The sequence below is a fragment of the Streptomyces sp. NBC_00663 genome (genome assembly GCF_036226885.1).
GTDB lineage: Bacteria > Actinomycetota > Actinomycetes > Streptomycetales > Streptomycetaceae > Streptomyces.
Window position 1 is genome coordinate 5,026,024 of the sequence record NZ_CP109027.1, and the last position, 11,506, is coordinate 5,037,529.

Here is an 11,506-nt window from a genome sequence, read left to right on the forward strand (position 1 = left end):
CCGCGGCTCCCTTCAAGCAGAGGGCGTTAGAGGAACGCACAAGGCGCCCACGCCCCCGCCCTCAGCAACCCGCACAAAGCCACGCCCTCCACGCCGGTTACCCTGAACCCCGTGAAGGTCCTTGTCATCGGCAGCGGCGCCCGCGAACACGCCCTGTGCCGCTCCCTGTCCCTCGACCCCGACGTCACCGCGCTGTACTGCGCCCCCGGCAACGCCGGCATCGCCGAGGTCGCCGAGCTGCACCAGGTCGACGCCCTGGACGGCGAGGCCGTCGCCGCGCTGGCCGGTGAGCTCGGCGCCGAGCTCGTCGTCGTAGGCCCGGAGGCGCCGCTTGTCGCCGGTGTCGCCGATGCCGTGCGCGAGCTGGGTGTCCCGGTCTTCGGCCCCTCGAAGGAGGCCGCGCAGCTGGAGGGCTCCAAGGCCTTCGCCAAGGACGTGATGGCCGGCGCCGGTGTGCCGACCGCCCGCTCCTACGTCTGCACGAACCCCGACGAGGTCGACGAGGCTCTCGACGCCTTCGGCGCCCCGTACGTCGTCAAGGACGACGGCCTCGCCGCCGGCAAGGGCGTCGTGGTCACCGACGACCTGGAGGCCGCCAGGGCGCACGCCAACGCCTGCGACCGCGTCGTCATCGAGGAGTTCCTGGACGGCCCCGAGGTCTCCCTCTTCGCCGTCACCGACGGCGAGACCGTCGTCCCCCTCCAGCCCGCCCAGGACTTCAAGCGCGCCCTCGACGGCGACGAGGGCCCGAACACCGGCGGCATGGGCGCGTACTCCCCGCTGCCGTGGGCGGACCCCAAGCTGGTGGAGGAGGTCCTCGACACCGTCCTCCAGCCGACCGTCGACGAGATGCGCCGCCGCGGCACCCCGTTCTCCGGCCTTCTCTACGCCGGCCTCGCGATCACCAGCCGCGGCGTCCGTGTCATCGAGTTCAACGCCCGCTTCGGCGACCCGGAGACCCAGGTGGTCCTGGCCCGCCTGAAGACCCCGCTGGCCGGTCTCCTGCTGGCCGCCGCCAAGGGCGACCTCGCCGACCTGCCGCCGCTGCGCTGGAGCGAGGACGCCGCGGTGACCGTGGTCATCGCCTCGCACAACTACCCTGGCACCCCGCGCACCGGCGACCCGATCACGGGCCTCGACGCGGTGGCCGCCGAGGACGCCCCGCACGCCTATGTCCTGCACGCCGGCACCAAGCACGACGGTGACGCCGTGGTCAGCGCCGGCGGCCGTGTCCTGTCCGTCACGGCGACCGGCGAGGACCTTCACGAGGCCCGCGACCGCGCGTACACCGCCGTCGGACGCATCCACCTCGACGGCTCCCAGCACCGCACGGACATTGCCGCGAAGGTGGCGTCCGGCGCCTGAACCGCCGTACCCGGCCACGGGATCCGATGAACCGAGCAGGCCCCGAATCCGTCTCTGGATTCGGGGCCTGCCCCTTCTGCGCCACTGTGAAAGGGACGAGGAACGTGACTGAATCCAAGTCAAGATCGAGGGCCTGATCCTCGCTGTCCGTCATCCACCTTTCCCCAAAGCCATTCCATCGAGTGACCGATGTCTTTTCCTGCTGACGGAGGCCAAGGGCCCAACTAGGGTGCGGCGCAAGCGTTCCGGCACTTGGCCCACCGGCATTGCGATGTCGGTGGTGGGTGCCACAGTGGGGGAATGAGCAACGCCAGGACAGCAGGGAGGGGGCGATTCCGGTCGTGACCGGTATGGGTGTGGAGGCGGGCGCACAGGCCGCCCGTTCCCGGGCGCTGGCCGTGCTGCGCATCCGCAGTCGCGCGCTGGCCGTCGCCCTGCTGCCCGCCGCGTTCGCCGTGGTGCTGTACGCGGGCGGGACCACCGGCCATCTGGTGGGCCCCGGCTGGCATGCCGCCCGCTGGACCGTCACACCACTCGCCGTCCTCGTCCTGACAGCCGCCGCCGTCATCGCCCTGGTCGTCGCGCGCGCCCGCCCCGCGGTGAGTCCGACGGTCCCGATCGCCGAGGAGTCCGCCCCGGACCTGTACCGCATGGTGCGCGACCTGGCCGACCGCCTCGACGTCCCCGCCCCCTCCGCGATAGCGCTCACCCCGGACTGCGACAGCTGGCTGGAGGACCGCACCCATCCGGCCCACGGCCCGCCTCCGCAGTCCGACCGGGACGAGCTCACCGGCGCCCGCGGCGCGAACCGCCGTACGACCGCGGCCCCCGTCCTCGTCATCGGCTCCCCGTTCCTGTGGTGGATGCGCGTGGGCGAGCTCCGCGCCGTCCTCGCCCCCGTCGTCGCCGGTACGGGCCCCTCGGCCCACCCCGACATAGCCGCGGCCCGCCGTTTCGTGCGGGGTCTGGACGCCGCGGTCGCCGTCTCCTCCACCTCCGGGCGCTGCCCGCTGACCCGCGCGGTCTGCGCGGGCGTCGGCTGGGTGGCGCGGCTGCTGCTGCGCAGCTGCCGGGAGCACGCGGCGCTGATGGAGCGCGGGGTGGCCGCCGCGGCGGCCGAGCGCGCGCAGGCGGTGGACTACGGCCTGCGGATCGTCGCGCAGGAGCAGGTGGGCCTGGCGTACGCGGGCTGGGACCGCCTCCTGACCCGCGTCGCGCTTCCCGCCTGGCGCATGGGCCGCTGGCCCTCCCGCCTCGACGCCGGAGTGGTGGCCGCGCTGACGGAGCTGTCCCGCCGCGACCGGCTGGCCGAGGGCTTCGCCTCGCGCCTGGGTGAGCGCCCGGCCTGCGACCTCCTGGAGGAACCCGGCGCGATCGACGAGGCGGCCTCCCTCCTCGCCGCTCGCCTCTTCCACGGCGGCCCGGCCGAGCGCGGCCCGGACTGGGCCCCGGTCGACTGGCAGGAGTACCCGGAAGAGGTGGTGGACCGGAAGTGGCGCCTGGACGCGGCCCGCCTCCACCGAGTCCTGGACGCCCAGGGCATCCACCACACCCCGCCTCCCATGGCCCCGGAACCGGCGGGCCCCACGTTGTCGCGGGTCCTGGACTACCTGGCGACCCCGGGCCTCCAGCAGCCCACACCGCCCCCTGATCCCGGGACCGGGACCGTCGAAGCAGAAGCAGAAGCAGAAGCAGAAGCAGAAGCAGGAACAGGAACAGGAACAGAAGCCGAGGCGGAGGCCGAAGCCGAAGCCGAGTTCGACAACGAACGCACCGCCACCCTCGCCGCGGCCCTCACCACCGAACTGGCCCGCGAGGAAGCCACCGCGCCCACGGCCCCCACGGCGCCCACGGCGAAGGCCTCCGACACCCCACCCCCCTGGGACGACACCACCCTCCCGCTCTTCCCGCTCCAACCCCCGCGCACCGCCCGCGAACTCCTCACCGACCACGTCACCGCGATGGTCTGCTGCGCCGCGATGGACACCGCCGGCGCCATCCCCGGCCTGGACTGGCTGGACGGCCCGACCCTCCTCATCGACGGCGAACGGGCCCCGGACCTCGCCCCCGGGGTCCTCAGCCTCATCGAGGACGGCGACCCCACCCCGCTGCGCCATTGGCTCACCCAGGCAGGCATACGCCCGGAGAAGCCGCTCCGCCTCGTCTGAGGCTCTGAGGCGCTGAGGCCGGCCGTATCGGAAGCCCGGATTCCACTTTCGGCCAATTCGCAACGAATAGTGACAGCCTGCGTGCGTAATGTGATGTGCTGGGACCGATCGCGCACATGGCAAGGGCTTACGACATAAGACAAACGCGCGCACGACCACACGGGGGCACGAGGGAGGGGAGCAGCCATGGGTTCGGAGCCGATCCGCCGCTGGGAGTCGGGAGCCCTGGCGCATGCCGTGACGGACCCCTTCGGCCAGGGCCCCCTCCCCTGGCTCCGAGGCAGCGAGACCTACTTCGACGACACGGGCCAGGTCGTCCCCTGGTATGTGGACCCCACCCCACCCCAGCCCCCGGCCGGAGCCACGGGCGCCCGGATCCCCGCCCCCCGAAGCGCCGGCGGCCCCCGCGCCGCCGATGACGTCCGCCGCCAGATCAAGGGCTTCGCCTCCACCGGCGCGGCCGCCCCCGGCGAGGCCATCGACTTCCACGTCACGGTCGACCCGCCCCAGGAATTCAGCGTCGACGTCTACCGCATCGGCCACTACGGCGGCGACGGCGCGGCGAAGATCACCACCAGCCCGCGCCTCTCGGGCATCGTCCAGCCCCCGCCCCTCACCGCGGACCGTACGGTCTCCTGCCACCACTGGTGGCTGAGCTGGCGCCTCCAGATCCCCTCCTACTGGAGCATCGGGGCGTACGTGGCCGTCCTCACCACCGCCGACGGCTACCGCTCCCACGTCCCCTTCACCGTCCGCCACGACCAGCCGGCCGACCTGCTCCTGCTCCTCCCGGACGTCACCTGGCAGGCGTACAACCTCTACCCCGAGGACGGCCGCACCGGCGCCAGCCTCTACCACGCCTGGGACGAGGACGGCCGTCTCCTCGGCGAGTCCGACGCGGCGACCACCGTCTCCTTCGACCGCCCGTACGCGGGCGCGGGCCTGCCGCTGCACGTCGGCCACGCCTACGACTTCATCCGCTGGGCCGAGCGCTACGGCTACGACCTCGCCTACGCCGACGCCCGCGACCTGCACTCCGGCCGCGTCGACCCCACCCGCTACCGCGGCCTGGTCTTCCCCGGCCACGACGAGTACTGGTCGGCGAACATGCGCCGCACGGTGGAGCGGGCGAGGGACCACGGCACCTCGCTGGTCTTCCTCTCCGCCAACACCATGTACTGGCAGGTGGAGTTGGGCCCGTCCCCGTCCGGCGTCCCCGACCGCCTGCTGACCTGCCGCAAACGCAGGGGCCCCGGCCGCCCGGTGCTGTGGCGCGAGATCGACCGCCCCGAGCAGCAGCTGGTCGGCATCCAGTACGCGGGCCGCGTCCCCGACCCCCACCCCCTGGTCGTGCGCAATGCCGGCCACTGGCTGTGGGAGGCGACCGGCGCCCATGACGGCGACGAGATCGAGGGCCTGGTCGCGGGCGAGGCCGACCGCTACTTCCCGCGCACCGCGCTCCCCGAGCACGACGACCGCATCCTGCTCGCGCACTCCCCGTACGCCGACAGCGAGGGCGCCCTCCGTCACCAGGAGACCTCCCTCTACCGCGCCCCCTCGGGCGCCCTGGTCTTCGCGTCGGGGACGTTCGCCTGGTCCCCGTCCCTGGACCGCCCGGGCCATGTGGACACCCGCGTCCAGCGCGCCACGGCCAACCTCCTGGACCGCATCTGCAAGCGCGACTGACACCACAGCCAGAGGTCTGACCGACCCCAAGTCCAAGGTCAGCCCCTTATAAGGGACAATCGACCCGTTGGACAGAACCACGGGGAGGAACCGTGTCCGGATTCGTAGAAAAGCCCGAGCCGATCCAGGTTCCGGGTCTGGTGCATCTGCACACCGGCAAGGTGCGCGAGCTGTACCAGAACGAGGCGGGCGACCTCGTGATGGTCGCCAGCGACCGCATCTCCGCGTACGACTGGGTGCTGCCCACCGAGATCCCCGACAAGGGCCGTGTCCTCACCCAGCTCTCCCTGTGGTGGTTCGACCAGCTCGCCGACCTGATCCCGAACCACATCATCAGCACCGAGCTGCCCGAGGGCGCCCCCGCCGACTGGGCGGGCCGCACGGTGGTCTGCAAGTCGCTTCAGATGGTCCCGGTGGAATGCGTGGCCCGCGGCTACCTGACCGGCTCCGGCTTGGTCGAGTACAACGACTCCCGCACTGTCTGCGGCCTCGCCCTCCCCGAGGGCCTGAGCGACGGCAGCGAGCTCCCCGCCCCGATCTTCACCCCGGCCACCAAGGCCGCGGTCGGCGAGCACGACGAGAACGTGTCGTACGAGGAGGTCGCCCGCCAGGTCGGCGCGGACACCGCCGCCCAGCTGCGCCAGGCCACCCTCGCCGTCTACACCCGCGGCCGGGACATCGCCCGCGACCGGGGCATCCTGCTCGCGGACACCAAGTTCGAGTTCGGCTTCGACGGCGAGACCCTCGTCATCGGCGACGAGGTCCTCACCCCGGACTCCTCCCGCTTCTGGCCGGCCGAGTCGTGGGAGCCGGGGCATGCGCAGCCGTCGTACGACAAGCAGTTCGTGCGTGACTGGCTGACCTCGCCGGCCTCCGGCTGGGACCGCAAGAGTGAGCAGCCGCCGCCGGCGCTGCCGCAGGAGGTCGTGGACCGGACGCGCGCCAAGTACATCGAGGCGTACGAGCGTCTGACCGGCATGAGCTGGAGCTGACCGCATGACAAAGGCCCCGGTCGATGACCGGGGCCTTTGAAGTGGAGCGAACGACGAGGTTCGAACTCGCGACCTCAACCTTGGCAAGGTTGCGCTCTACCAACTGAGCTACGTTCGCACTGCGCCGAAGCGCGAAGTCCACTATACCCAACCTCGCTCGCGCGCGAGACGTACGGCGGTGTGCCGGTTCTCCGCCCCGAGCTTCGAGACGGCCGACGACAGATAGTTCCGTACGGTCCCCTGGGACAGCGCGGCCCGCTCGGCGATCTCCGCGACGGGCGCCCCGTCGGCGGCGAGTTCCAGCACCTCGGCCTCGCGCGCGGTCAGCGGGGAGTCCCCGGCGGAGATCGCGTCGGCGGCCAACTCCGGGTCCACATACCGCTGTCCGGCATGCACCGTGCGGATGATCTCGGCGAGCTTCTGCGCGCTCACCGTCTTGGGGACGAACCCGCGCACACCCGCCTCAAGCGCCCGCTTCAGATGTCCGGGGCGACCATGACTGGTCACGATCAGCACCCGGCAGCCGGGCAGTTCGGTCCGCAGCGATGTGGCGACCTTCACACCGTCCGCCCCCGGCATCTGAAGATCGAGCACCGCCACATCCGGTTCGTGCGCCCGGGCCATCGCCAACGCCTCGGGCCCGGACGCGGCCTGAGCGACAACCGCCAGATCCTCCTCCAGCGACAGCAGCGCGGCCAGCGCCCCCCGGATCAGATGCTCATCATCGGCAAGCAGCAGCCGTACGGTCACAAGCCCACCTCCACCGACACCCGGCCCACCAGCCCCACCATCACGAGACCGCCTCCGCCCCCACCTGGGTCCGCCCGACCGTCACGAGTCCGCCTCCGTCCCCGCCTGGGCCCGCCCGCCCGACCGTCACGAGTCCGCTTCCGTCCCCGCCCGCCCGCCCGACCGTCACGAGTCCGCTTCCGTCCCCGCCTGGGCCCGCCCGCCCGACTGCCACGGGACCGCTTCCGTCCCCGCCTGGGCCCGCCCGCCCGACTGCCACGGGACCGCTTCCGTCCCCGCCTGGGCCCGCCCGCCCGACTGCCACGGGACCGCTTCCGTCCCCGCCTGGGCCCGCCCGCCCGACTGTCACGAGTCCGCCTCCGCCCCCGCCTGGGCCCACCCGCCCAGCTGCCACGAGACCGCCTCCGCCCCCACCCGGTCCCACCCGCCCGACCGTCACGAGACCGCCTCCGCCTCCACCTGGGCCGGCCCGTCCGACCGTCACGAGATCGCCTCCGCCTCCACCTGGGCCCGCCCGTCCGACCGTCACGAGATCGCCCCCGCCTCCACCTGGGCCCGCCCGTCCGACCGTCACGAGATCGCCCCCGCCTCCACCTGGGCCGGCCCGCCCGACCGTCACGAGACCGCCTCCGCCCCCACCTGGGCCACCAAGCGGAACACACCCTCCCGCACAGGTCCCGCCTCCAGCGTCCCGTCCACCGCCGCCAGCCGTTCCCGCAGCCCGGCGAGCCCGGATCCTCCCGGCCCGGACGGGCCGGCGGCCCCGTCGTTCTCCACCGTCAGCACCACACCTTCGCCCGACCTCTGTACGGCCACCGTGCACCGCTTGGCATCCCCGTGCCGCAGGACGTTGGTCGTCGCCTCCCGGACCACCCAGCCGAGCGCCGACTGCACGTCCAGTGGTAGCCCGGCCACCTCGCCGCTGACCGTGCACGAGATCCCGGCCGCCTCCAACACCCCTTGCGCCCCGGCGAGTTCGACCCCCAGGTCGGCCTCCCGATAGCCCCGTACGACCTCCCGCACCTCGCGCTGCGACTCCTGCGCGATGCGCTGCACCTCGATCATCTGCTCCTCGGCCTCGGGCCGCCCGCGCCGGGTCAGCTGTACGGCGAGTTCGCTCTTCAGCGCGATCACCGCGAGGTTGCGGCCCATGACGTCGTGCAGATCGCGTCCGAACCGCAGCCGCTCCTCGGCGACGGCGAGCCGGGCCCGGGTCTCGCGGGCCTCGTCGAGTTCGTAGACGGCGTTGAGGAGCCAGACGGAGAAGACGGAGGTGAAGGCGAGGAACCCGCCGCCGAGCAGCACCATCAGCATCGTCACCAGCGTGGCGGGCGCCGGCAGCCCCAGGGGGAGGGCCACGACCCCGGCCCCGGCCGCGAACCCGGCGACGACGGCGTACACCCGCCGCCGCTCGCGCACGCCCAGCGCGATGACCCCGGCGCCGAAGATCAGGACGACCCCGAAGACACCGCCGGCCGCGGTGTCCACGTCGTCCCCGCCGGGCCCGCGCTCGGAGACGCCGATCGCGGCGACGGCGACCGCGGCGGTGATCGCGCCGAGTGTCCACAGCATGTGGACGGGCTGCTCGCGCCGGCCACGCGTCCAGTCCAGCGCCCGCGAGGCGGTCACGGCACAGGCCACGGCGTGCGCGGCCACCAGCACCAGCAGCGGCGCCGCGAGCCAGGCCGTCATCGCCCCGACCAGCGGCAGCCCGATGGAGGCGACCTCGATCAGCGCGAAGAAGTGGAAGGACCACCGGGTGTACGTCTCGACCTTCGCCGGCGTGCTCTTCCGCCCCCACCAGCTCCCCGGCTCGCGCATGCTCTCCCCGTACGTCAGCGCCTCGGCTCCCACCGGAACCACCGCCCCACAGCAAACACCCCCGCAGCCGCCCAGGCCAGCGCGGTCATCACCGGCCCGATCGTCTCGTACGCGCCGAGTTCTCCGGTCCAGCCGCCGCGGATCAGCGTGATCACCGGGGTGAGCGGCAGCAGCTCGCACAGCGAGGCCATCCGGTCCGGCAGCAGCTCCAACGGGACGGTGATCCCCGAACCCGCCATGGCGACCATCACCAGCGGCAACGCCGTGACCTGAGCGCTCTCCACGGTCCGGGTGACGCCCGCGGTGACGGCGGCCAGTAGGGCACACACCGCCAGCCCCAGCAGCAGGCCCACGACGGCGAGCTGCGGCGCCTTCGGAGCCGGGACGTCGAGCAGCGCGGTACAGGCCGCGGCCAGCACCAGGGACTGCACGAACCCCGTCGTCAGGGCGGGCAGCGCGGTCCCGGCGAGGATCTCGCCGTCCCTCAGCTCTCCCGTCCGCAGCCGCTTGAGGACGAGTTCCTCGCGCCGCCCGACGAAGACACCGACCAGCGCCGAGTACACCGCGAACAGCAGCGAGAACCCGATCGCCCCCGGCAGCAGCACCATCCCGACGCTGAGCCCGGTGCCCGTCAGGTCCATGTCCTCGACCACGGCCCGCGCACTCAGCGGCAGCACCAGCGGCACGAACACCGCGGTGACGATCATTCCCTTGCTGCGCCCGAAGAGCGTCAGCTCGGCCCGCGCGAGGGCCTTCACCCGACCGACCACCATCCGGTCGACCACGACGCTCATGCCCTGACCTCCTGAGCCGCGATCCCCAGGAACGCCTCCTCCAGCGAGGCCGACCGCACATCGAGCCCCCGCAGCTCGACCCCCGCCCCCGAAGCCCACACCAGCACTTCCGTGGCCGCCCGCTGTAGCTCCCGCGTCCGCAGTCGTACGACCCTCCCGTCGACCTCGTGGGAGAGCACGCCCAGTGCGCCGAGCGGCGGCAGATCGCCGACGAAGTACCCCTCGGGCAGTTCGAAGGAGATCCGTGAGGGCTGCCCGGCCGTCACCTCGGCGGGCGTCCCGGTGACCGCGATCCGCCCCTCGTGCAGGATGGCGAGCCGGTCGGCGAGGCCCTCGGCCTCCTCCAGATAGTGCGTGGTCAGCAGCACGGTCGTACCGCCGTCGCGCAGCGCCCGCACCAACTCCCAGGTGTCCCGGCGCCCTTCGGCGTCGAGCCCGGTCGTCGGCTCGTCCAGGAACAGCACCTCGGGCCGCCCCAGCAGCGCGAGCGCGAGATCCAGCCGCCGCCGCTCGCCCCCGGACAACTGCTTCACGCGTACGTCGCCCCGGCGCGCGAGCCCGACCAGCTCCAGCGCCTCGGCCGGCGGTCGCGCCCCGCTCACGCATCCCGCCCACATCCGGGCGGTCTCGGCGACGGTGAGCTCGGACGGAAAGCCGCCCTCCTGGAGCATCACGCCGGTCCGCGGCCGTACGACGGCCCGCTCGGCGTGCGGATCGTGCCCGAGCACCCGCACCCGGCCCCCGGCCGGCGGCGCGAGGCCTTCCAGCAGCTCGACCGTGGATGTCTTGCCGGCCCCGTTGGTGCCGAGCAGTGCGAAGACCTCGCCGCGGGCCACGGAGAAGCTGATCCCGCGGACCGCCTCGAACCCGCCCCCGTAGACGCGTCGCAGGTCGGTGACCTCAATCACGTTCGTGTTCATGGGCCCAGCATCTCGGCGCTTCGGGACCGGAAGCAGTGCGCGCTGTCATCACTCGGCATGACAAATGTCAGATGCCTGATCGGGCATGAAAAAAGCCCCCCGGTTGAAGCCGGGGGGCTTTGATCTGGAGCGAACGACGAGGTTCGAACTCGCGACCTCAACCTTGGCAAGGTTGCGCTCTACCAACTGAGCTACGTTCGCATTGCCTCCGACCAGCTCTCACTGATCGGCGCGAGCACCATCCTACCTGATCCACAAGGGGACCAGACCGGCGATGCAGAGCGGGTGACAGGAATTGCACACTGCGCCTTCCCCCTGGAAGGGGGATGTTCTACTACTGAACTACACCCGCATGTACTCCGTGGGCTGGGCTTTTCCGTCCCCGCCCCTCGGCGTGCTCCAGACTCTAGCCGACCAGGAGGGGTGCAGCGCAAGTCGGTTGTCCTGAGGGGCGGGTGACCGGGCGTCGACGGGGCTACTGCGCCTCGGCGAACGCCTCGTAGACCCTCTTGGGGATACGGCCGCGGGCCGGCACGTCCATCTTGTTGGCCTGGGCCCAGGCGCGGACCGCCGCCGGGTCGGGAGCGACCTCGGTCTGCTTGTACGCCTTGCCGGACCGCGAGCGCTTCCGGCCGGCCTCCACGTAGGGCTCGAGCGCCTTACGCAGTTTCTTGGCATTCACCTGATTCAGGTCGATCTCGTACGACTTGCCGTCGAGTCCGAAGGCGATCGTCTCCGCCGCTTCCGAGCCGTCGATGTCGTCAAAGAGAGTGACCACGACCTTCTGCGCCACGAATATCGGTCCCTTCGTACGGCACTTTGCCAATTCATTTGTACAGTGCCCGACAATGCATTGTGAAGCCCGACTAAATCCTTTGGCGTGTCCGAGCGCAATAGGTATCGGGTGTCGATCGCTGATCTTTCCTGGAAATTTTGGTGAACATCGCTCCCGATACCGGATCGTGACAGCCGTCACGTAGCTTCCTACAAGTCAACGCGCGTAGAAATTT

Annotated in this window: 9 protein-coding genes and 3 tRNA genes; 4 read left to right on the forward strand and 8 right to left on the reverse strand. The window is 71.9% G+C overall.

Annotation, left to right across the window (positions count from 1 at the left end; translation table 11 throughout):
* The first annotated feature begins 111 nt into the window (after nucleotides 1-111).
* From purD to OG866_RS23015, 4 genes are all read left to right on the forward strand, one after another.
* The gene (gene purD / locus OG866_RS23000; protein WP_329337369.1) at nucleotides 112-1,365 is read left to right on the forward strand and encodes a phosphoribosylamine--glycine ligase; all 1,254 of its coding nucleotides are present in this window, start codon (nucleotides 112-114) and stop codon (nucleotides 1,363-1,365) included.
* A 350-nt stretch (nucleotides 1,366-1,715) separates the two neighbouring features.
* Complete coding sequence (locus OG866_RS23005; protein WP_329344256.1) at nucleotides 1,716-3,533, forward strand: hypothetical protein; 1,818 nt, start codon at nucleotides 1,716-1,718, stop codon at nucleotides 3,531-3,533.
* 186 nt (nucleotides 3,534-3,719) lie between these two features.
* The gene (locus OG866_RS23010; protein ID WP_329337371.1) at nucleotides 3,720-5,219 is read left to right on the forward strand and encodes a N,N-dimethylformamidase beta subunit family domain-containing protein; all 1,500 of its coding nucleotides are present in this window, start codon (nucleotides 3,720-3,722) and stop codon (nucleotides 5,217-5,219) included.
* A 92-nt stretch (nucleotides 5,220-5,311) separates the two neighbouring features.
* Nucleotides 5,312-6,211 carry a phosphoribosylaminoimidazolesuccinocarboxamide synthase gene (locus OG866_RS23015; protein WP_329337372.1) on the forward strand — a complete coding sequence of 300 codons (900 nt, stop codon included), beginning with the start codon at nucleotides 5,312-5,314 and terminating at the stop codon, nucleotides 6,209-6,211.
* 42 nt (nucleotides 6,212-6,253) lie between these two features.
* Here OG866_RS23015 and OG866_RS23020 read toward each other — a convergent pair.
* The 8 genes from OG866_RS23020 to OG866_RS23055 all read right to left on the reverse strand — a co-directional run bounded on the left by OG866_RS23020 (nucleotide 6,254) and on the right by OG866_RS23055 (nucleotide 11,289).
* A tRNA-Gly gene (locus tag OG866_RS23020) sits at nucleotides 6,254-6,329 on the reverse strand.
* 23 nt (nucleotides 6,330-6,352) lie between these two features.
* Nucleotides 6,353-6,961, reverse strand: a complete 609-nt coding sequence (locus tag OG866_RS23025) for a response regulator transcription factor (protein WP_329337374.1) — start codon at nucleotides 6,959-6,961, stop codon at nucleotides 6,353-6,355.
* 615 nt (nucleotides 6,962-7,576) lie between these two features.
* Entirely contained in the window at nucleotides 7,577-8,782 is a 1,206-nt protein-coding gene (locus OG866_RS23030; protein WP_329344258.1) for a sensor histidine kinase, read from the reverse strand.
* A gap of 14 nt (nucleotides 8,783-8,796) precedes the next feature.
* The gene (locus tag OG866_RS23035; RefSeq protein WP_329337375.1) at nucleotides 8,797-9,576 is read right to left on the reverse strand and encodes an ABC transporter permease; all 780 of its coding nucleotides are present in this window, start codon (nucleotides 9,574-9,576) and stop codon (nucleotides 8,797-8,799) included.
* Nucleotides 9,573-10,496 (reverse strand): ABC transporter ATP-binding protein, encoded by a 924-nt coding sequence (locus tag OG866_RS23040; RefSeq protein WP_329337377.1) that lies wholly within the window; start codon nucleotides 10,494-10,496, stop codon nucleotides 9,573-9,575. Before OG866_RS23040 ends, OG866_RS23035 begins: the two co-directional genes overlap by 4 nt.
* A gap of 125 nt (nucleotides 10,497-10,621) precedes the next feature.
* A tRNA-Gly gene (locus OG866_RS23045) sits at nucleotides 10,622-10,697 on the reverse strand.
* A 79-nt stretch (nucleotides 10,698-10,776) separates the two neighbouring features.
* Nucleotides 10,777-10,848, reverse strand: a tRNA-Gly gene (locus tag OG866_RS23050).
* Nucleotides 10,849-10,971: 123 nt separating this feature from the next.
* On the reverse strand, nucleotides 10,972-11,289 hold the full coding sequence (locus OG866_RS23055; protein ID WP_329337379.1) for a histone-like nucleoid-structuring protein Lsr2: 318 nt from the start codon (nucleotides 11,287-11,289) through the stop codon (nucleotides 10,972-10,974).
* Nucleotides 11,290-11,506: the final 217 nt, after the last annotated feature.